The organism is Thalassospira sp. SM2505 (assembly GCF_054901115.1).
In genome coordinates this window covers 1,593,212-1,615,009 of sequence record NZ_CM142731.1, presented here as the reverse complement: position 1 = coordinate 1,615,009, position 21,798 = coordinate 1,593,212, and the positions used below count along the sequence as shown (strand labels likewise).

The window sequence follows — 21,798 nt, the reverse complement described above, 5'->3', positions numbered from 1 at the left end:
AAAGCCAAAATTGATCAATACAGCGTTGCTATTCCGCTGCAGTCTGTTTTGCAGCTTCTTCGGCTTCGATCTTGGCAGCACGTTCCTCGACCAGTTCGACGATGTGGTCGACCATCTTTTCGGTGCTGATATTATGATCGGGACGGCCTGAGATATACATCTTGTGATTTCCACCACCACCGCCGGTCAGACCGATATCGGTCTCGCGGGCTTCGCCCGGACCATTGACGATACAGCCAATGATAGATAGCGAAATCGGGGTCGAGATATGGGCAAGACGCTTTTCAAGCTCGGCCACGGTATCAACCACGTTAAAGCCCTGTCGTGCACATGACGGACAGGAAATGATCTGAACGCCACGGGTCCGCAGACCAAGCGATTTCAGGATATCAAACCCGACATGGATTTCCTCAACCGGATCAGCCGAAAGCGATACACGCAGCGTATCGCCAATCCCCGCCCAAAGAAGGTTCCCCATGCCGATGGATGATTTGACCGTACCACCACGCAGACCACCGGCCTCGGTAATGCCAAGATGCAGCGGATAGTCACATGCCTCGGCAAGGCCGTAATAGGCGGCAACCGCCAGAAACACATCCGATGCCTTGACAGAAATCTTGAATTCGCGGAAATCCTGATCTTCAAGAATTTTGGCGTGATTAAGCGCGCTTTCGACCATGGCTTCCGGGCATGGTTCGCCATAGCGTTCCAGAAGCTCCTTCTCAAGCGACCCGGCATTCACACCAATACGCATCGAACAGCCATGATCCTTGGCGGCCTTGACGACTTCGCGCACACGCTCGGTCGATCCGATATTACCCGGATTGATACGAAGACAGGCCGCACCGGCTTCTGCAGCCTCGATGGCACGTTTGTAATGGAAATGGATATCGGCAACGATCGGGACATGCACCTGTTTGATGATGTCTTTCAGGGCCGCCGTTGACTCCTGATCCGGGCAGGATACACGAACGATATCCGCACCGGCTTCTTCCAGACGAAGGATCTGCGCAACTGTCGCGTTCACATCGGTGGTCAGGGTATTGGTCATCGACTGCACAGAGATCGGTGCATCTCCACCAACTTCCACATTACCAACACGGATTTTGCGGCTTTGGCGGCGTTCAATATCGCGATATGGGCGGACGCTCATTTCCGGTTCCAAAATGTTCAAGATGTCTTGGGGGTGTATATAGCTTATCAGACACAGATTAGAAACCGTTGCCTGACAGATTTTCAGCCAGATTTCGCATATCTGACACGAAAAAGGCGACCCTTGGGGCCGCCTTTTGCATTTATTCGGTTCCGAGTGCAGTCTTGCTGGCGAAAAACCTACTGAACGGTTGTCTGTCCAATGGCCGACAGATCGTCAACATCAAGCGAGAAATCAGAGATCACTGCGCCATAATTGCCGACCGGTTTGGCCTCGGCACCGTCGATGCTGTATGTCAGCGCACCGGCATTCCCGACTTCAAGTTTCAAACCGTCACGATTCGGCACCTTGTAGGTGTCTCCAGCTGTCAGCATCCGGGTCAGAAGAACATTTCCATCTGCTTCGCGGATGCGAACCCAGCTGGTTTCAACCGCTGAAATCGTCACCCGGCTATCAACATTGACGGCACCAAACACACGGGCACCACCGGCATCATCAACGTCCGGCGCGGCCGGAACCGATGCAACTTCGGCACTTGGTGCCGCAGGTGCCGGTGCTGGCGTTGCAGCAGGTGCTGTCTGGGTTGCAACCGGTGCAGGTGTTGCTTCCGGTGCCTCGGCGGTTTCCGTCACAACCGGCTCGGCTGCGGCGGGTTCCTCGGCAACGACCGGTGCAGGTGCCTCGTTCGTTTCGGCAAGTTCAGCAGCAGGAGCAGCTTGCGGCTCGACAACCGGTTCCTGAGCAACGGTTTCTTCGGTCGCGGCCAACGGCGCATCAGATGCCCCCGTCACCGCAGTCTCCGAAGCAGCCGGTGAAGTTACAGGAACCTCGGCCTCGGCAGCCCTTGCTTCTGCCGCATTTTCAAGATTACGCGGTTCGGACTGTTCATTTGCCATTGTCGAATAGCTTGCCAGACGTTCTGGCAGCGGATCGACAAGATCGGCAATGGTTTTGCCCTGGCTCGACAGATAGTACCATCCACCATAGGCACCAAGGCCCAGCATCACCGCAATCAGCAGCACGGCCCCACCGGGCACACGGCTTTCCTGAACCGGTTTCGGGAAGGACAATTCGCTGCGGACCGCGGGCGCATTGCTTTCTTCACGGAAACGACGGATCATTTCGGCCCCGTCAAGGCCAAGATGCTCGGCATATGCCTTTACGAAGCCAAGACCATAGGGACCATTTGGCAAAACCGAATAGTCACCATTCTCGATGGCTTCGATATAAATTTTACGAATACGCAGCATCTGGCAAACGTCTTCGACAGATTGCCCTAATCCTGTACGGGTCGCCCTAAGCAGGCTTCCGACGTCGGCGGATCCACCACCGAACTGATTATTCTCTGCGTCCATCACGACATCATTTGATGGCATATCCCCTGAAAGAGGCCTGAAACGCAGGCGTTCACGGGATTCATCATCCAAATGATCTTCCTTTCGCTTTTTGATCGCCAACTCCGCACCCCCACGTTACGATCTAGCAATAAAAATAGCAGACTACCCCACCAAAAGCGATATTTTTTAAAGTTTTACACCATGATCTATTGCGAAAGCCTTAAGACGCGAACGCAACGATCTGGTGGAACTGCCCATTATCGACAGAACATATTGTTCAACTTCAGCCTTGCACATACTTCTGACCATTTCCTTGATAGGACCGACAGAGGCAGGTGCCATCGACAATCGTTTGATTCCCAAACCGATAAGAGCCATCGCTTCGAGCGGGCGCCCGGCCATCTCACCACAAATGGTCAGGCGGACATTCCGCTGGTCACACAATGTCACCAATTGCCGCATAAAAGCAAATACACTTGGTGAAAGCGTATCATATCGCCCTTCAATGCGCGGATTTCCACGATCTGCGGCAAACATGAACTGCAACAGGTCGTTGGTCCCGACAGACAGGAAATCCACCCGGTCAAGCAACGCAGGCGCCTGCCAGATAAGAGCCGGGACTTCAAGCATCGCACCGACTTCGACCTTACGCGGCACAAAGCCGCGCGCAGCTTCACGCCTGAGCTGATGATCAAGAAGCTCTTTGGCCTGATCGAATTCGGCCACTTCGGCGATCATCGGGAACATGATGTAAAGATCACGGTCATGCCCTGCACGGATCAATGCGCGCAACTGATGAACCAGCACTGCGGGACGATCAAGGGTAATACGGATCGACCGCCACCCCATTGCCGGATTTTCCTCTGTCATATCCTCCCAATACGGCAGCAATTTGTCACCGCCGACATCAAGGGTTCGAAATACGACAGGACGACCTTCGGCCTGTTCGAATATCCGGTCATAAAGGCGCGTCTGATCGGTGATGTCTGGCATGGCCGAGCGCACCATGAACGGGATTTCCGTCCGGTACAGCCCGATCCCGTCCGCACCGCTTTCCACAACATGGGGAACGTCGATCAAAAGACCCGCATTCACATTCAGCGAGATATCGGCTCCGTCTGTCGTGCGCGCGGGCATGTCACGCATCTGGGCATAAAGTGCCTTGCGTTCCGCACGCGCCCGTAATGCCCCGTCAATCACGGCACGCACATCTTCGGACGGGCGCACAAACAACTGGGCGTTATCGGCATCGACAATCAGCGGATCACCGCCTTCGACCTTGTCGAGAACGCCCTTGACCCCGCCCAGAACCGGAATATCAAGCGCACGCGCAACAATCGCCACATGCGAGGTATGCGACCCTTCTTCAAGGGCAAGACCACGCAGACGGGTATGGTCATAATCAAGAAGCTCTGCCGGACCGATATTGCGCGCAACCAGAATGATATCATCCGGAAGATCGCCAAATGCCGGGGACTGATATTGTCCCGAAAGGTGCTGCAACAAACGGTTTGCCAGATCTTCAAGATCATGCAAGCGCTCGCGCAAATACGGATCTGAAACCTGCGCCATGCGCGCCCGGGTATCGTCATGAACTTTTTGAACCGCCGCCTCGGCAGTCAGGCCGGTATGCACAGCTTCGGTAATACGGTTCAGCCAGCCAGTATCCTGGGCAATCATCCGGTAGGCTTCAAGGATGTCACCCGGATCATCGGCCTCATCAATGCCGTCAATGCCCGATACGGCTTCAAGCATCTTGTCGAGATGGTTCTGAAGCCCGCGCATTGCTTCGCGCAGACGCGTCAATTCCTCTTCGGGGTCTTCGGCAACCATGCGATCAATGACGATACGTGGTTCGTGAAGAACGGCAATCCCCTTGCCAATCCCCGGTGCCAGACGCGCACCGCCAAGACGCAGTGGCAAAAGCGCAATCCCGTCGGTCGGTATCAGTTCCTCACGGCTGACCAGCTCACCACCGGCGACCATTTCGGCCAGCACCATGGCAACGTTTTCAAGCGCTTCCTGCTCGTCCTCGGAATAAAGGCGTTCTGTGCGGTTCTGAACGGCCAGAACGCCGATGATCCGACCACCGCGCAGGATCGGCACGCCGATCATGGAATGATAGATTTCCTCGCCCGTTTCCGGGCGATAGGCAAAGTTGGGATGGCCTTGCGCATCCTTAAGGTTCAGCGGGCGGGCATGGGCGGCAACAAAGCCGACAATCCCCTCGCCGACGCGAAGACGCGTCATGTGGACGGCCTCTTTGGACAGACCACATGTCGCAAACAGCTCAAGCACCTCGCCCGCACGCATGACATAGACCGAGCACACCTCTGCCACCATATCAGCAGCAATAATCGTCACGATCTGTCCCAGGCGTTCCTCAGCAGTCCCCGGACCAGCCATGACGTCGCGGACGCGCTTTAAAAGGCGTCGCGGACCTGAGACTGCGGCGGACGGAATGCTCATTTGGCTTAGCTGTCTCTCTTAATCAGGGATTGCACGGCCTGTTCGACCAACTCTTGCAGAATTTCTGTAACCGGTTGTTCTTTCTTTACCATACCAACCGACTGCCCTGCCATAACCGATCCGCTTTCAACGTCACCATCGATCACCGCACGGCGCAATGCACCGGCCCAGAAATGTTCGATTTCAAGCTGGGCGGCACCCTGATCAAGTTCACCGGAACGGAATTTTTCGATGACCTTGCGCTGGGTTTCACGGAACTCGTCAGTTCCCTTGTTGGCAAGGGCACGCACCGGAATAACCGGGAAACGATCGTCAAGCTGCACGGTGGTTACCGCATCGCGCGCACTTGCACGGATGAAGGCCTTTTTGAAATCAGGATGGGCAATGCATTCTTCGGCACAAACCAGACGGGTTCCGATCTGAACACCGGCGGCACCCTGCTCAAGAAGACCGGTGATGGCCTCGCCACGTCCGATACCACCGGCACAGAAAACCGGGATGTCGGAAATCTCGGGCAGGATTTCCTGCACCAGAACGGTCAGCGATACCGGGCCAATATGACCGCCTGCTTCGCTGCCTTCGATGACCAGCGCATCAGCCCCCGAACGGATCAGCTTCTTGGCCAGAACCAGTGCCGGGGCGAAACAGACAACCTTGGCAAATTCCTTGGCCTGCTTGATTGATGCCGAAGACGGCAAACCACCTGCCAGAACCACGTGACCGACATTATGTTCGCGGCAGACTTCAATCAAATCATCAAGCTGCGGATGCATGGTGATCAGATTGACGCCAAACGGCTTCTTGGTCATTTCCTTGGTGGCGGCAATTTCAGCCGACAGCAAATCCGGGGTCATGGACCCGCAGGCAATCACACCAAAGCCGCCTGCATTCGAGACTGCCGAAACCAGGTGACGTTCAGACACCCACGACATTGCGCCAGCCATGATGGCATAGTCGGTCCCAAGGAATTCCTTGCCCGCTGCCCACAGCTTTTCAAGGCGCGCGTGTGCTGCGTCAAATTTCGGATCGCTCATATTGTCAGTACCCCAAAGCAGAAATGCAGGGAACGCGAGGTTCCCTGCCATTTCATTACAAAGGCCGAAACACATCGTTCCAGCTAGTATGTAGTATTACACGTAATTTAACAGTGGCTTAATCGCGCAAAAGCGATCGTTCTGTCGAAATTATTCGTCATCAAGACCGTAGGCAGTGTGCAGGGCACGGACTGCAAGTTCGGTATATTCCTCAGCGATCAGCACGCTGACCTTGATTTCCGAGGTCGAGATGACCTGAATGTTGATGCCCTTTTCAGCAAGGGTTTCAAACATTTTGCGCGCAACGCCAACATGGGATCGCATACCGACACCGATGATCGACACTTTGGTCACATCAGAGGTGCTCAGGAGTTCCTGATAGGCGATCTTGTCTTTGTTTTTTTCGATAACCTGAAGCGCACGCTGGAATTCACCCCGCGGAACGGTAAAGGTCATGTCCGTGCTTTTGCCGTCTTCGGAGACGTTCTGCACGATCATATCGACGTTGATATTCGCATCAGCCAGCGGGCTGAAGATAGAAGCGGCAATACCCGGTTTATCTGCGACTTTAACCAAGGTGATCTTGGCTTCGTCACGGCTATAGGCAATTCCGCTGACGACTTCCTGTTCCACGATTTCGTCCTCGTCTACAACAAGTGTTCCTTCTGCTTCACTAAAGGTCGAACGGACCTGTACCCGGACGCGATGGTTCATGGCCATCTCAACCGAACGGGTCTGCAGGACCTTCGCACCCAGCGAAGCCAGTTCCAGCATTTCTTCGTAGGTAATCTTTTCGATCTTCTTGGCCTTGGGCACAATGCGCGGATCGGTGGTGTAAACACCCTCGACATCGGTATAGATGTCGCAACGATCAGCATTCAGTGCAGCCGCAAGCGCCACAGCAGATGTATCAGAACCACCACGACCAAGTGTCGTGATCCGGTTATCCGGGGCAATCCCCTGGAAACCCGCCACGCAAACGACTTCGCCGCCATTCATGCGCTTGTCGAGTTCGGTGGTGTCAATTTCCTTGATACGGGCCTTGGCATGTGCGCCATCGGTCTTGATCGGGATCTGCCATCCGAGCCAGGAACGTGCAGGCACATCCATGCTCTGCAATGCCATGGCAAGAAGACCAACAGTCACCTGTTCACCCGACGATACGATGACGTCATATTCACGTGCATCATACATCGGCGAGACTTCCTGCGCCCAGCCGACCAGCTCGTTGGTCTTGCCAGACATGGCGGAAACGACAACAGCTACCTGATTGCCAGCGTCCACCTCGGCCTTGACCCGACGTGCTACGTTTTTGATTTTATCAACATCAGCGACCGAAGTGCCGCCAAATTTCATGACAATACGGGCCATGAAGTATCCCCGCTATGCTCTCCGTCCATCGGCGATCCGAGAATGACGGTATGTGATCCGGTCCCAAATCAGGGGTGCAATGCCATTAACTCGGCGCTTCTCCTGATCCGGGCGGCGTTATCAATACTTCCATAATCATCGCGAAACAAGCATCAACGCAGCCGATAAATTGCGTCGATGCAATTTTTATAAGGCAAATATGTCCGGAAAGGCTCGGAGACCGCAAATTCAGAGAAATATCGTGCGAATTTTACCCAGAAACCCTGACAAACCATTCCACCCTTGCAAGGCACCTGACACCGGACACATCGCTGCCACAGTTTAAGGAAGATCGCGCTTTTGACAGCTGAGTATTGCCTTGCCGTTCCGGCCCGCGTAAACAGGGCACAGCATAACAGATTTGATTTCATGCCTTTGGAGCCACGTCATGTCGGAAGCATCCGCCAAAACCAGCCGCACCGCCAATGCAGAGGAAATTGCACGTTTTTCTGCAATGGCCGAAAAATGGTGGGATCCGAATGGCGTGATGAAGCCCCTGCACCGCTTCAATCCGGTCCGCTTGCAGCTTCTGCGAGACAATATCTGCGCCCATCTCGGTCGTGATCCCAACCAGATCGAACCGCTTAAGGATATCGAGATCATCGATATTGGCTGTGGTGCCGGTTTGCTTTCCGAACCATTGGCGAGGATGGGGGCAAAAATGACCTCGATTGATGCAGCCGAAAACAACATCGAAGTCGCCAAGGTCCACGCTGCACAATCAGGCCTTGAGATCGATTACCGTTGCTGCACACCCGAAATGCTGGCCGATGAAGGCAAACAGTTTGATATCGTGCTGAATATGGAAGTCATCGAACATGTCGATGATCCGCAATTCTTCATGCAGGCCTGTGCATCGGTGCTGAAACCCGGCGGATTGATGTTTGTCGCGACCCTGAACCGCACCATCAAGTCACTGGCACTGGCCAAAATCGGTGCGGAATATATTCTTCGCTGGCTTCCGGCTGGCACGCATGACTGGCGAAAATTCGTCAAACCGTCTGAAATGTCGGGCTATTTGCGCGGGGCCGGTCTTGAGCTGACCGATATCACCGGGGTTGCCTATAACCCGATCAATGACAAATGGTATCCCGCGCCGCGTGATCTTGATGTCAATTACATGGTGATTGCGCGCAAGCCTGATGCGGCTTAACGCGCGACCACACGGTTACGACCGTTTTCCTTGGCTTCATACATTGCCCGGTCAGCTTCATTCAAAAGAGTATCGATCCTGATCGGCTGATCGGGTTGGCGATATAGAAGTCCGATACTGACCGTCGTATGGATCGGCACATCGTTCGCGGCCACGATGCTTGCCTGTTCGACCGCCTTGCGAATGCGTTGCGCCAATCCCTGGGCATCGACTTTGGCGATATCAGGAACAAGAATTGCGAATTCCTCGCCGCCAAGACGAGCAAACAGATCGGTTCCCCGCAAGTTGCGCTGAATGACACGGGCCACTTCGATCAGGATTCTGTCACCGGTCGCATGTCCATGGCTGTCATTGATTTCCTTGAAGAGATCAAGATCCATCACCATGACCGTCAGACGGCCCTTTTGCGCGGCAATCCGGTCAACCATTTCCTGCCCCAACGGCATGAAAGCCCCGCGGGTAAGAAGACCGGTAAGATAATCATGATTGGCCGCATGATCGAGCCGCTCGACAAGGGCTGACCTTGCACGATCAATTGAAGCAACCGTCAAAGGACCAAGGGCAAGCATGGCAATCCCCAGCCGGGTGGATATGACACCATAATAGGGGTCGGCCCCTTCTGGCAGATTAGCAAGCAGATCAAGCTCCAACACAATCATAAGCCAGAGCGAAAGCAACATAATCAGAACCGATACAACACTGAGCCGATAACTCAGCGCACACCACAAAAGTGCCGGGACCGGAAAAACGATTGCGCCCGGCCCGCCGACAAACGAGACCATAACCAGACTGAATGCCAGTGAAAGCGCGGGCATCCCGCCCAGCAGCACTTTCCAGTCCTGTCTAATGCGCCCTGCAAGCCGCTGCCAGCCATTCAGGAAATCGGGCAATCGCGACACTGTCATCGCAAAGGGAAGGATGATGACATAATTGGCGAACTCGGTGCTCGACCAGAACACGAATGCCATAACCGGATCGGAATGAAAGACAATCAGAGCCACGGCAATGCCCATCAATCCGGACCCGGTCGCGGCTGCCGCACTTGTCAGGCAAAGATAAAGAACCCCCGACGGCCTGCGCAAGTTCCGGTCTTCCGGATCGAGTTTGCTGATCAGCGCCAACCCGACGGCAACGCCGGACATATTGGCCACGGTCAACCAGGCAGCCTTGCTGACATCACTGCCGGTCAGGATATCGGCAAGCATAAACCCGCCGAATGCCGCCAGCCATCCGATCGGCGTATTCATGGATGGCACTCGCACAAATGCCGCCAGCAACAACGCATTGGCTGGCCACAGAACGGCAAGAAGCCCTTCGGGTCGCGTCAGGATACCAAAAAGTGAAGCACCAAAAACCAGTATCCCCGCACCGATTGCACCGACCAGATATGGCACATAATCAACAATTGCAGTCCGCGACGTCACGTTTCTCCCCCGACTTTCGTCACAGCCTCAGCTCAACCGGGCACGGAACAAAGTCCTTAATGTCTCGGTGGTCATCATGAGACGGTGAAACCCGCACATGGCCAAAGCCAGTCGCACGGGACCTTTACCAAATCGCCCAACCACCACTTTTGTATAGTCTTTGCGTTTTAAAGTAATCACGGCCGGATGTTTTTCAACATGTCCAGCCGCAATTAGAGCCCATGGACCATGTTCTCCCTGAAAATTTTCCGCCGTCACCCCGTGCTGAACAGCTCGGCTCCGGCTCTTCGAAAAGTTCGCTAGGAGATATGTTCCGCAGTCCCTATAGACCCACAGACTGTCGCGATCAATTTTTCTTGTGTGCGTCGTCCCAGGGCAAGGCATGAACATCAATGCCTTCCTCGACCAGTTCGGCGGTTTCCTTAAGGGATGCCTGGCCGTAGATACCGCGCTTTTTGGCTTCGCCATAATGGATCTTGCGGGCTTCTTCAGCAAATTTGCTGCCGACATGCTCGCAATTGGTTTCGACCTGTTTACGGATTTCGGCGATGGCAGCCTTGGCGGCTTCGGCAACGGCTTTCTGATGCTGCTTCTCGGCGGCCTGTTCTTTCTGGCGCGAGGTCCGCAAACGCGGCGCCATCAGGGCCTTGCCCACATTTGACGTGCCGCATACCGGACAGGACAGGTCGCCATCGGCGGCCTGCGCGTCATAGGTCGCGCCGTCTTTGAACCAACCTTCAAATTCGTGATCATGTTCGCATTTAAGCTGGAAAAGAATCATGATGGTACTTGTGGAAACCGAATATGTCGCAGAACATTAAGTTATCTGTAATATGGCCCGGACGGAGGCATTCCGCCAGTCACATGCGAAACCTTCAATAAACAAGATTTACAAAAATGTCATCCCAATTGCCGTCCAACTGGATCACACAGCACTGCCCCGCCCCGTCCGCCGGGCAAAACCATGCGCTTGATCTGGCTTGTGGTGCCGGACGTCACAGTTTCTGGCTTGCGCAGCAGGGATGGGATGTCACCGCCCTTGATCGCGATCTTTCACGTGTCGATCACTTGGCCGATCGACAGGCCGATCAACAGCCCGATCAATCCATTAACTGGCAGCAGGCCGATCTGGAAACCGGACATTGGCCGATGGGAAATCAGCAATTCGATCTGATTGTTGTCGTCAATTATCTGCACAGGCCGCTGTTTGATCATCTGCGCAATGCCACGCGATCTGGTGGCACAATAGTCTACGAGACTTTCATGACCGGGAATGAAAAGATCGGGCGCCCCCGTTCACCTGATTTTTTGTTAGAAAAAGACGAACTGAAGAACATCTTTGCCGACTGGGGCATCGTTGCATTCCAACAAGGGCCCGTCACACATGGCGATTCTGGGATTACAGCCATCAAACAGGCAATCGTCGCCCAAAGACCCCTGACATCCTGATATGCACACGTCATCACCACCTGAAATACTGCTTGGTGCCCGCGCTTGCTTCCGCAGATTTCCTTGTGGTTTCCGATCCGCCCGTCTCGCCGTTATAACATAACAAAAACATCACAATTACATTTCGAATCTTCTGGCATTTTCTCCGCGCTGTATCAGGCACTGCACAGAGAGAGAAAAGCCATGAGCGAACAATTCGAAATTATTGAAGATCGCGACGACATTCCTTCCAATCCAACCCGTAACCCGCGCATCTCGGACCTGATCGACGCACGCTTCTCGCGGCGTGGTTTCTTCAAGGGCCTGATGGCAACTTCGGCCGTGGTCGGCGCAGGCATTGCGACCCGCGGTGTTGCCAAAGCGCAGTCAGCATCCACGCTGACCTTCAAATCGATCCCGCAGAAAATTACCGAAACCCATGCGGTCGCAGAAGGCTACGACGCCGACGTGCTGATCCGCTGGGGTGACAAGGTTGTCGCCGATGCACCGGAATTCGTTCCCGGTCAGGTCAACGCAACCGCACAGAACAAGCAGTTTGGCTATAACTGTGACTATGTCGGCTATATGCCGCTTCCGGTTGGCTCAAACAGCTCGGATCATGGCCTGCTGTGCATCAGCCATGAATACACCAACGCCGAGTTGATGTGGCCAGGCCTGAAAGACTCGATGGGCGCATCACAGGAACAGGCCCTTCATGAAATTGCTGCTCATGGTCACTCGATTGTCGAGATCAAAAAGACCAATGGCAAATGGCAGGTCATTGATGGCTCGAAATATGCCCGCCGTATTTCCGCCCTTGATACCGAAATGCAAATCACCGGTCCGGCAGCAGGCCATGACCGCCTTAAAACCAGCTCGGACAATACCGGTACCCGCGTTATTGGCACCCTGAATAACTGTGCTGGTGGCAAGACACCATGGGGCACCATTCTGATTTCCGAAGAAAACTTCAATGGCTACTTCGGCGGCGACATTGCCAAGACAAGCGAAGAACGCAATTACAAGCGTCTCGGCATCAGCCCCGAGAGCTGGTACTCATGGGTTAAATATTTCGACCGTTTCAATGTCGAAAAAGAACCCAATGAACCGAACAAGTTTGGCTGGATGGTCGAGATTGACCCGTATGACCCGACTTCCATGCCCAAGAAACGTACTGCACTGGGCCGTTTCAAGCATGAAGGGGCAACGGTTGTTCTGAACAAGGACAACTCGATTGTTGCTTATTCCGGCGACGATCAGCGTTTTGACTATCTCTATAAATTCGTTGCTGCAAACAAGTACAACCCGAACGACCGCGCTGCCAACATGGACCTTCTGAATGAAGGCACCCTGTATGTAGCAAAGTTCAATGATGATGGCTCACTTGACTGGATGCCTTTGATCTTTGGCGAAGGTCCGCTGACCGCAGAAAACGACTTCAACAGTCAGGCAGACGTCCTGATCGAAACCCGTCGCGCGGCTGACCTTCTGGGCGCAACCCAGATGGACCGCCCGGAAGATGTTGAACCGAACCCGGTCAACGGCAAGGTCTATGTCATGCTGACCAACAATTCCAAGCGCAAGGAAGGCAATGCGCCGAACCCGCGCGCTGCCAACCCGCATGGTCACGTGCTTGAACTCACTCCTCCGGGTGGTCGTGGCAAGGATGCCGATCATACCGCCAACCGGTTCACCTGGGACATCATGCTCGCGGCCGGCAATCCGTCCAACCCGGACGACAAGGCTGTCTATCATCCGGCTGCTGAATCCTGGCTGTCCTGCCCGGACAACATGGCGATCGACCATCGTGGCCGACTGTGGATTTCTTCTGACGGCGCACAGGGTTCGGACATTCCGGACGGTATGTGGGCAACTGATGTTGACGGTCCGGGCCGCGCCCTGACCAAGTTCTTCTTTGCCTGCCCGGTTGGTGCCGAAATGTGCGGTCCGGAATTCACCCCGGATGGAACCACCCTGTTCCTTGCAGTGCAGCATCCGGCGGATGGTTCGAGCTATGAAACCCCGAGCACACGCTGGCCGGACTTTGCCGATGGCATTCCCCCGCGCCCGTCAGTTGTCGCGGTTACCAAACAGGATGGCGGCGAAATCGCAGGCTGATAACGCTCGCGCACACTGATCGCAACCGCATCATCTGTGTGCCAACCACATACCGAAACACCCCGGCCACAATATGTGCCGGGGTGTTTTGCTTTGCGCGAGCCCGCCTACTTGATCGGGGCCGTCATATCATATGTGCCATCATTGTCACCGATCTCCATCCAGCTGTCATTTGAAGCCGATTTGGGCTCAAGGTCCGACCATTCATCATTGGCATCCATGATGTAGTCGGCAATATCGCTGTTCCATGTTTCGGCAACTTCGGGCGTGATGTTAAGATACAGCTCGCCATCCACGATCCGCCAAAGGTTCGGGTTGGCAGGAACCTTTGCCCCTTTTGCAACACCATAGGCGCAATGCCCGTCATATTTCGGGGCATATTTCGCCGGGTCAGCCAAAAACATGTCGCGATTTTCGGCCGTTGCAAAGGCCCATTTGGCACCGTTGTAATCCGCCGTAATATCCGCACGCCCGGGCACAGCATGAGGTTGCATCATGCCATCATCTTTTTGGGTCAGGTTGAAATATGCCACCGCATCATAGCCGCTGATGGCAAAGCCGGTTTCATCGACATATTGCTCCCCCGCCACAGCGGCACTCGACAGGGCAAGAAGGATAGCCGTCCCGGCCAGAAATTGTTTGAACATCTTAGCATCATCTCCGCTTGGGTTTCCGTGATGGCCAATCGTGCCCCGAACTGCCCGAAATTCGAAATGACGTTGCGACACTGTTTCGTGAAAACCTGTGAGCTGCCCGAGCAAAAAAATCAGAAATCCATATATTTCAGTGCAAATTATTGCTTGACCTGAACTTAACTTGAGGAATTACCAACAAGGAACAAGATCAATGTAACCCGCAAAAATGAAGGGGAAATGCCATGAGTGAAGCATATCTGGAACACGTGAACTTTACCGTTTCCGACCCGGCCAAAACCGCTCAGCACCTGCATGACTGGTTCGGATGGGAAGTACGCTGGAAAGGACCATCAATCAATGATGGCGAAACCTATCATGTCGGCAACAGTTCAAGCTATGTCGCCCTCTATTCGCCGGGCAATGCCGACGGCAAGAGCGGCACAGCCGAGCCCAATGACAATTCCTATCACACCCGGGGTGGCATGAACCATATTGCTGTGGTGGTTGAAGACCTTGATGCGACCGAGGAAAAGATCAAGGCATCAGGTTTCAGCACCCATAACCACGCAGATTACGAACCCGGTCGCCGCTTCTACTTCCGCGACGGCGATGACATCGAATTTGAAGTGGTCAGTTACGCCTGACCACTTCAAACCGGCAATCTGCACTGTGCGTTATCAGCACGGTTTATAGGTCTGGCCATTTTGCAGGGATGGCACCATGCGCCGGATTTCATCCACCCGATCCAGATCGATCTCGGCTGTAATAAAGCCGGGATCGGTCTCGCCATCTGCCAGAACCTCGCCCCAGGGATCAAGGATCAGGGAATGGCCGAATGTCTGACGCCCACCCGGATGATCCCCGCACTGGGCTGCGGCAATCACAAAACAGCCATTTTCAATAGCCCGCGCTTTCAAAAGTGTATGCCAGTGCGCCTGCCCCGTCGTCCGGGTAAAGGCCGCCGGGATGCTAAGAATCCGCGCCCCCGCCTTGGCGTAATCACGAAACAGATGGGGAAACCGCACGTCATAACAGATCGAGACACCGACCTTGCCAAATTCGGTATCAGCCAGTTTTGCACTGTCGCCGGGGCGGAATGTTTTGCTTTCGCGGTAACTCTCACCATTGGCCAGATCGACGTCAAACATATGGATCTTGTCATAGGACGTGATCACCTTGCCATCCGGGCCAACGACAAAGCACCGGTTTGCCACCCGGTCTTCACCCGCGACCTTCACATGCAGCGATCCGACAATCAGGGTTGATTGCAGTTCTTCGGCCAGATCACAAAAGAATGTCAGGCCGGGATGCTCACTTTCCGGAAAGGCCGCTGCACGGACATTCTCGCCACCAAAGGACATCATTGATACGTTTTCGGGAAATGCGATCAACCGCGCACCCGCCGCATGGGCATCGCGCGCATAGGTCGCGGCACGCGCAAGGTTGTCTGACATGACGTCACGGGAATTGACCTGAACGCAGGCAGCTATGAAACGGGTCATGATGCATTCTCCTTTTTATCGTTATCGCAATCATGATGGCCCTGTCTGGGCCAAGCGACAATACGCAATTGGATGAGCGCCCCTGTGAACACGATCACGCCTGTCACTTTCCCCGAATTTCCAAGAGAAACCGCACAAACCTGTCATCGACATCAGCCAGGCGTACAATCCTGAAGACCGATAGCCCGAACTTGCATCTTCCCTTGGTTGAAATTAGTGTATACAGTATTCCGCATACCCAAGAAAGATCGAAGATGGAACCTCTTTCCGGTCGAAAAAGTCTGACTGACGAAGTGCATGACCGTCTGGTTGATGCCTTGTGTTCCGGCGCACTCCCTCCCGGGACACCCTTGCGTCAGGAAGCATTGGCTGAGGAACTCAATGTCTCGCGGCAACCAGTGTTGCAAGCTCTGGGGTTGCTGCGTCGTGACGGACTGGTCGAACCGATGGGACGACGCGGATATCGCGTTGCTGCCGTTGATGCCGATCTGGTCCGTCACGTTTATGACCTGCGAGAAGCCTTTGACGGGCTCGCCGCCCGTCTTGCGGCGCACTCCCTGGCCTCGGATCGGGAATCGGCTCTGCGGGCTGCGATAAAACAGGGGAACCACGCCCTGGGCAGCGGCGACACCGCAGAACTTGTTGCAGCCGACGTCGCATTTCATCAAACGATCTATCGTCTTTCGGGCAACCCCCTGTTGCCCGAGGCATCCGCAGCCGTATGGTTGCAAATTCGGCGCGTGATGCATGCTGACCTGCAGACCGGATCATCCCGAGACCCGGTCTGGACGGAACACGGAGCCATCGCCGACGCGATCTGTGCCGGCGATGGTGACCGTGCCCAAATGCTGGCCATCACACACACGCGCAATGCCAAGCATCGCCTGATCTCGAAAATGAAGGATACCGATCACCAAACCAACTAACCGCCCGAACGGGCATCAGCCGCAACAGAACAAACAATAATGTGCGGCGCGGAGGAAACGTCATGAAACTGAGTGAGACGGAGCTCGCGAAATTTCGCGAAGATGGCTTTGTGTTTTTGCCGGAACTGTTTTCGCGCGAAGAAGCCGCCCTTTTGCTGACCGAAGCCAAGCAGATCTATGCCTCTGACCGTGAAGAGGTCTGGCGCGAAACATCCGGTGTCGCCCGCACGGCCTTTGCCGCACATACCTATAACGAAGCCCATCGCCGCCTTGGGGCCCATCCCCGCCTGATTGAACCGGTTGTTCAGTATCTTGAAGAACAGGTTTACATGCATCAGTACAAGATCAACGCCAAGGCAGCCTTTGATGGTGCTGTCTGGCAGTGGCATCAGGATTACGGAACATGGCAGCGCGACGATGAAATGCCCGAACCGCGTGCCTTTAATATCGCCCTGTTCCTTGAAGACGTGACACCGGCCAACGGTCCGCTCCTGTTCATTCCCAAAAGCCATAAGGCAGGCGTTCTCAAGGCCGGACACGATCTTGAAACCACATCCTATCCGCTTTGGACACTTGATCGCGAAACCGTCAGCAAACTCGCCGCTGAAGGTGGCTGCGAAGCCCCGATTGGTCCGGCAGGATCGGTTGTGATGTTCCATGGCAATCTGGTGCACGCGAGCCCACCCAATATCAGCCCGTTTGATCGCACGATTGTCTATCTCAGCCTGTGCGCGGTCTCGAACCATATCCGGGCCTTCAATCGCAAACCGTGGATTGCGCATCGCGATTTTACCCCGATCAGCCCGCTTGCTGATAACTGCCTTGAAGAGCTGGTCGCCAAGCGATCGGCTGCGTAACGTCCTGCCGGAGAAGTGAATTTAAATGAATCTCGATGCAAAACTGCGCAAGCGCGCCGATGAAGGCAATCCCGTGCGGGTTGGCATCATCGGTGCCGGTAAATTCGGATCGATGTTTTTAAGTCAGGCCGGACACCATCCGGGCTATCACGTTCTGGGCATCGCTGATCTCAGCATCGACCGGGCCAAGGCGGCATTACGCCGCGTTGGCTGGTCCGATGACCGGTTTTCGGCAACCGATCCGGCCAGTGCATATAAAAACCGCACCACCTGGATCACCGAGGATGCCGATGCCCTGATTGCCGCAGACGGACTTGAAGTCATCATTGATGCCACGGGAAGTCCATCGGCGGGTATTCGCTTTGCACTCAAGGCCATAGAATATGGCCGCCATATCGTCATGGTCAATGTCGAGGCCGATGTTCTTGCAGGGCCGCTTCTGGCCAAACGGGCCGAGGCTGCTGGCCTTGTCTATTCCATGGCCTATGGCGATCAACCGGCCCTGATTTCTGAAATGGTTGATTGGGCGCGGGCCATTGGCTTGCCGGTTACATGCGCAGGCAAAGGCACCAAGTATCTGCCGATCTATCATCATGTGACGCCCGATGATGTCTGGCACCACTATGGCCTGACACCGGAACAGGCGCAGGCAGGCGGCATGAACCCGCAGATTTTCAACAGTTTCCTTGATGGCACCAAATCCGCCATTGAAATGGCGGCTGTGTCGAATGCCTGTGATCTTGTACCGCAGGAATGCGGGTTGCAATTCCCGGCCTGCGGGGTGGATGATTTGCCAAGATTGCTCTGCCCGCGTGAAAGTGGCGGCATTCTTGATCGCAAGGGTACGGTCGAGGTGGTTTCAAGCCTTGAACGTGATACCCGTCCGGTGTTTCGTGATCTGCGCTGGGGTGTTTATGTCACCTTCGAAGCACCAAGCGATTATGTCGCGCGCTGCTTTAACGAGTATGGTCTTCTGACCGATCCAAGCGGACAATATTCCACCATGTACAAGCCCTATCACCTGATCGGGCTGGAACTTGGTATTTCGGTGGCGTCTGCGGCCCTGCGCCATGAGGCAACGGGCACGTCACGTGCATGGTCGGGTGATGCGGTTGCCACCGCCAAGCGCGACCTTAAAGCGGGCGAAATGCTTGATGGTGAAGGCGGCTATACGGTCTATGGCAAGCTTGCCCCGGCCAGCACATCGCGCGCGCGCAATGCCCTTCCGATTGGCCTTGCCCATCACCTGAAAATCAAACGTCCGGTCAACATGGATCAGACCCTGACATGGGATGATGTCGAATTTGACGCCAAGGACCCGGCGATTGCATTCCGCAAGGAAATGGAAGCAACCTTCGGCTAGACGACCAATTATCAGACCAAATAAAAACCCCGGCCAAGCTGGCCGGGGTTTTGTATGACAAATGTCTTTGACCCTGTCGGAATGCGATCAGGCAGACAGTTTTGCTTCGAGTTTGCTGGCAGCTTCAAGCGCCATCAGATCGTCGCAACCGCCGATATGTTCGTCATTGATGAAAATCTGCGGCACGGTATGACGGCCATTGGCACGGTCCATCATTTCCTTTTTGCGCTTCGGCTCCATCATCACGTCGATCAGCTGGTATTTCGCACCTTTTTCTTCCAGAAGCTTGCGGGCGCGCTTGCAATACGGGCACCATTCGGTGGCGTAAACTTCAACTTTTGCCATGTAGCAATCATCCTTCTTCAAGCAGCCGATCATGCCAAAGGACCCGCTTTACGGGGCTTTCAGCGTTTGATACGGCGCGGAAAACAGTTCAGATGAGCGCTATATAACAGATTTCTTGCACTGCGTCATCGTACGACGCGTGCAACTGTGATCACAGATACGTGCATGGCCCCTGACTGCTTTAAAACCCGGGCACAGGCATTGGCGGTTGCCCCGGTTGTCAGCACATCATCAATCAAAACCACCCGAGCCCCGTCGAGCCCGCATCTGCCAGCCCGATCTTCATCAATGGCAAAAGCCCCGCCGACTTCGCGTTTGCGCGAAGATGGCCCAAGCCCGCCCAGACTGCGTGTATTGCGCTTGCGCCCCAGGATCAGCCCATCCCACGGCACACCGGTCATGCGCGACAAACTGGCTGCGAGCAAACCCGACTGGTTATAGCGGCGATTTAACAGTCGCCGCCGGTGAAGTGGCACCGGCACAATCACATCCGCCTGATCCCATATCCCGTGTCCGCATTGAAACAACCAGCGTGCAAGAAGCGGTGTCAGATCGGTACGATCCGCATGTTTGAACCGCAACAGGTAATCGCGGCTGTGATCATCATAGACCAGTGCCGCACGCGCGCAATCAAAGGCCGGTTTCTTTTGCAGGCAATTGCCACACAGGGCCTGCCCGTCCATTGCTTCGCCGCCGGGGATATTCGCGCTATCATCAAGTTCAAACGGATAACCGCAACAGGCACAATGCGGGGCAGATATGAAACGCAAGCCCGCCCAGCAATCAGCACAGACCGCATGGGTTGTGTCGGTAATAATACCGCATCCGCCACAGCGCGGCGGCAGGATGGCATCCATCCCGATCCGCCCAACTGTGCGCAGCAATGCCATTACCATACCCACGCCCCCGATCACATCAGCAACGGGGACACGATATCACAATCAATGATTGAATTAATCGGAATTCAAAACCGGATTGGATCGCAGGGTTTCGGTGGCAAGATCAATAAAGCTTCGAACCTTTGCCGGGGCATGACGGCCTTCGGGATGGACCAGATGGACCGGCACCGGATCGGGTCCGTAATCACCAAGCACCGTAATTAGCTTGCCTTCAGCAATGAATGGCGCCGCCTGATAGGACAACAGGCGCACAATGCCCCACCCGTCCATTGCGGCCTTGCGGGCGGCTTCGATGGAGTTGGTTTGCCATTTTGCATCTGGCGACAGATGGATATTGCGTCCATTGGTCGGTGATTTGAAATGCCAGTCAAGGCGCGCGGATGAGCCGGTTGATGCAACAATCCGGTGCGATGCCAGATCGGCTGGCGTTTGAGGAATGGCGGTGCGTTCGAAATATTCCGGCGCACCACAGACGACTTGCCGCACCTGCCCCAGCCGCACGGCACTCAGTGATGAATCCGCGAGATGCCCGATGCGCACGGCAAGATCAATACCCTCCTCGACGATATTGACGATGCGGTCAAACAGCAAAAGCTGGGCGCGCATATCGGGATATTGATCAAGATAGCGACCGACAATTGGCGCGACATGCATCTGGCCGAACTGCACCGGGGCCGTTATGCGCAAAACGCCGCTTGGCTTGGCATAGGCACCACCTGCGGCGGCTTCGACTTCGTGCAGATCGGCAAGCAGCCGTTTGCAATCGGCCAGATACCGCGTCCCCGCCTCGGTCATGGTGACCGTACGGGTCGTTCGGGTCAGAAGCCGTGCCCCGATGATTTCTTCAAGCTGGGCAATGGTTCGGGTGACGGCAGCCGGGCTCATATTAAGGGCACGGGCAGCAGCAGCAAAGCCCTGTTCCTCGGCCACGCGGACAAAGACTTTCATGGCGTTAAAACGATCCATCGGCATCCCCGGGACAGCATTTCACTATTTCAATAAACGGAACAATAAATTGCAAAATACGTTTATTCCATAATTTTCATGAAACATCGATGATGCAGCATCATTCACGCAGCAAATACAGGGAAACCTGCCATGAAGCTTTATCATCATCCCATTTCCGGTCACGCCCATCGTGCGCGCCTGATGCTCGGTCTTTTGGGACTGGATCATGAACTGATCGAACTGGACTTGTCCAAAGGCGCACATAAGAAACCGGAATTTCTGGCGATCAACCCGTTTGGGCAGGTCCCGGTCTTGCAGGATGGCGACACGGTCATTTCCGATTCAAACGCCATTCTGGTCTATCTTGCCAAAAAACAGGGGGCGACCGACTGGCTGCCTGAAGACCCGGCAGGTGCGGCAAAGGTTCAGCGCTGGCTCTCGGTTGCAGCGGGCCAGATTGCCTTTGGCCCGGCGGCTGCCCGCCTTGTGACCCTGTTTGGTGCACCGTTTAACGCTGACGAAGTCATTAACCGCGCCCATGCCATTCTTGGTCTGATGGAAGCCCATCTGAAAACACAGGACTGGCTTGCTGCCGATCATCCAACCATCGCCGATATATCGCTTTATAGCTATGTGGCCCGCGCGCCCGAGGGCAATGTGGATCTTGCGCCCTATGGCAAGGTACGTGACTGGCTTTCCCGCATTGAAGAATTGCCGGGTTTTGTGCCCTTCATGCATGCCCCGGCCGAGATGCTGGCATCGGCATAGGTAACTTTCCGACCTTCCTCGCACCATCA

The 21,798-nt window shown here is 54.9% G+C and carries 20 protein-coding genes; 8 read left to right on the top strand and 12 right to left on the bottom strand.

Features of this window, described 5'->3' with window-relative positions:
- Positions 1-28: 28 nt before the first annotated feature.
- The 5 genes from ispG to ACTU44_RS07250 form a co-directional block, all read right to left on the bottom strand.
- Positions 29-1,153, bottom strand: a complete 1,125-nt coding sequence (gene ispG, locus ACTU44_RS07270; RefSeq protein WP_114099155.1) for a flavodoxin-dependent (E)-4-hydroxy-3-methylbut-2-enyl-diphosphate synthase — start codon at positions 1,151-1,153, stop codon at positions 29-31.
- Positions 1,154-1,332: 179 nt separating this feature from the next.
- Positions 1,333-2,580 (bottom strand): helix-turn-helix domain-containing protein, encoded by a 1,248-nt coding sequence (locus ACTU44_RS07265; RefSeq protein ID WP_336080399.1) that lies wholly within the window; start codon positions 2,578-2,580, stop codon positions 1,333-1,335.
- Positions 2,581-2,676: 96 nt separating this feature from the next.
- Positions 2,677-4,959, bottom strand: a complete 2,283-nt coding sequence (ptsP, locus tag ACTU44_RS07260; RefSeq protein ID WP_114099154.1) for a phosphoenolpyruvate--protein phosphotransferase — start codon at positions 4,957-4,959, stop codon at positions 2,677-2,679.
- Between the two features lie 5 nt (positions 4,960-4,964).
- Complete coding sequence (locus tag ACTU44_RS07255) at positions 4,965-5,993, bottom strand: NAD(P)H-dependent flavin oxidoreductase (RefSeq protein ID WP_114099153.1); 1,029 nt, start codon at positions 5,991-5,993, stop codon at positions 4,965-4,967.
- A 150-nt stretch (positions 5,994-6,143) separates the two neighbouring features.
- Positions 6,144-7,364, bottom strand: coding sequence for an aspartate kinase (locus ACTU44_RS07250; protein WP_068519662.1), 1,221 nt, complete (start codon positions 7,362-7,364; stop codon positions 6,144-6,146).
- Between the two features lie 427 nt (positions 7,365-7,791).
- On the opposite strand from ACTU44_RS07250, the gene ubiG reads away from it, so the two are divergent.
- Positions 7,792-8,556 carry a bifunctional 2-polyprenyl-6-hydroxyphenol methylase/3-demethylubiquinol 3-O-methyltransferase UbiG gene (gene ubiG, locus ACTU44_RS07245; RefSeq protein ID WP_114099152.1) on the top strand — a complete coding sequence of 255 codons (765 nt, stop codon included), beginning with the start codon at positions 7,792-7,794 and terminating at the stop codon, positions 8,554-8,556.
- Here the strand turns inward: ubiG and ACTU44_RS07240 are convergent.
- Entirely contained in the window at positions 8,553-9,980 is a 1,428-nt protein-coding gene (locus ACTU44_RS07240; RefSeq protein ID WP_462097073.1) for a GGDEF domain-containing protein, read from the bottom strand. The two genes, ubiG and ACTU44_RS07240, sit on opposite strands and share 4 nt — an antisense overlap.
- A gap of 346 nt (positions 9,981-10,326) precedes the next feature.
- Complete coding sequence (locus tag ACTU44_RS07235) at positions 10,327-10,761, bottom strand: DUF1178 family protein (RefSeq protein ID WP_462097072.1); 435 nt, start codon at positions 10,759-10,761, stop codon at positions 10,327-10,329.
- A gap of 116 nt (positions 10,762-10,877) precedes the next feature.
- Between ACTU44_RS07235 and ACTU44_RS07230 the strand changes: the two genes are divergently transcribed.
- Both ACTU44_RS07230 and ACTU44_RS07225 read left to right on the top strand, forming a co-directional pair.
- Entirely contained in the window at positions 10,878-11,429 is a 552-nt protein-coding gene (locus ACTU44_RS07230; protein WP_462097071.1) for a class I SAM-dependent methyltransferase, read from the top strand.
- 183 nt (positions 11,430-11,612) lie between these two features.
- Positions 11,613-13,526, top strand: a complete 1,914-nt coding sequence (locus ACTU44_RS07225) for a PhoX family protein (RefSeq protein WP_462097070.1) — start codon at positions 11,613-11,615, stop codon at positions 13,524-13,526.
- 107 nt (positions 13,527-13,633) lie between these two features.
- Here ACTU44_RS07225 and ACTU44_RS07220 read toward each other — a convergent pair whose 3' ends face one another.
- Positions 13,634-14,173 (bottom strand): YHS domain-containing (seleno)protein, encoded by a 540-nt coding sequence (locus tag ACTU44_RS07220; protein ID WP_114099208.1) that lies wholly within the window; start codon positions 14,171-14,173, stop codon positions 13,634-13,636.
- Between the two features lie 230 nt (positions 14,174-14,403).
- Here ACTU44_RS07220 and ACTU44_RS07215 point away from each other — a divergent pair, with 230 nt between their 5' ends.
- The gene (locus tag ACTU44_RS07215; protein ID WP_114099147.1) at positions 14,404-14,805 is read left to right on the top strand and encodes a VOC family protein; all 402 of its coding nucleotides are present in this window, start codon (positions 14,404-14,406) and stop codon (positions 14,803-14,805) included.
- A gap of 33 nt (positions 14,806-14,838) precedes the next feature.
- On the opposite strand, the gene ACTU44_RS07210 is transcribed toward ACTU44_RS07215, so the two are convergent.
- On the bottom strand, positions 14,839-15,663 hold the full coding sequence (locus ACTU44_RS07210; protein ID WP_462097069.1) for a carbon-nitrogen hydrolase family protein: 825 nt from the start codon (positions 15,661-15,663) through the stop codon (positions 14,839-14,841).
- A gap of 254 nt (positions 15,664-15,917) precedes the next feature.
- Between ACTU44_RS07210 and ACTU44_RS07205 the strand changes: the two genes are divergently transcribed.
- The 3 genes from ACTU44_RS07205 to ACTU44_RS07195 all read left to right on the top strand — a co-directional run bounded on the left by ACTU44_RS07205 (position 15,918) and on the right by ACTU44_RS07195 (position 18,809).
- On the top strand, positions 15,918-16,589 hold the full coding sequence (locus ACTU44_RS07205) for a GntR family transcriptional regulator (RefSeq protein WP_462097068.1): 672 nt from the start codon (positions 15,918-15,920) through the stop codon (positions 16,587-16,589).
- Between the two features lie 62 nt (positions 16,590-16,651).
- Positions 16,652-17,446, top strand: a complete 795-nt coding sequence (locus ACTU44_RS07200; protein WP_336080393.1) for a phytanoyl-CoA dioxygenase family protein — start codon at positions 16,652-16,654, stop codon at positions 17,444-17,446.
- Positions 17,447-17,471: 25 nt separating this feature from the next.
- Positions 17,472-18,809, top strand: coding sequence for an NAD(P)H-dependent oxidoreductase (locus ACTU44_RS07195; RefSeq protein ID WP_462097067.1), 1,338 nt, complete (start codon positions 17,472-17,474; stop codon positions 18,807-18,809).
- Between the two features lie 87 nt (positions 18,810-18,896).
- Here the strand turns inward: ACTU44_RS07195 and grxC are convergent, their stop codons facing one another.
- The 3 genes from grxC to ACTU44_RS07180 form a co-directional block, all read right to left on the bottom strand.
- On the bottom strand, positions 18,897-19,154 hold the full coding sequence (gene grxC, locus ACTU44_RS07190) for a glutaredoxin 3 (RefSeq protein WP_114099206.1): 258 nt from the start codon (positions 19,152-19,154) through the stop codon (positions 18,897-18,899).
- A 125-nt stretch (positions 19,155-19,279) separates the two neighbouring features.
- Positions 19,280-20,044, bottom strand: a complete 765-nt coding sequence (locus ACTU44_RS07185; RefSeq protein ID WP_462097066.1) for a double zinc ribbon domain-containing protein — start codon at positions 20,042-20,044, stop codon at positions 19,280-19,282.
- Positions 20,045-20,107: 63 nt separating this feature from the next.
- Positions 20,108-21,019 (bottom strand): LysR family transcriptional regulator, encoded by a 912-nt coding sequence (locus ACTU44_RS07180; protein ID WP_462097065.1) that lies wholly within the window; start codon positions 21,017-21,019, stop codon positions 20,108-20,110.
- Positions 21,020-21,151: 132 nt separating this feature from the next.
- Here ACTU44_RS07180 and ACTU44_RS07175 point away from each other — a divergent pair, with 132 nt between their 5' ends.
- Positions 21,152-21,769 carry a glutathione S-transferase family protein gene (locus ACTU44_RS07175; RefSeq protein ID WP_336080389.1) on the top strand — a complete coding sequence of 206 codons (618 nt, stop codon included), beginning with the start codon at positions 21,152-21,154 and terminating at the stop codon, positions 21,767-21,769.
- Positions 21,770-21,798: the final 29 nt, after the last annotated feature.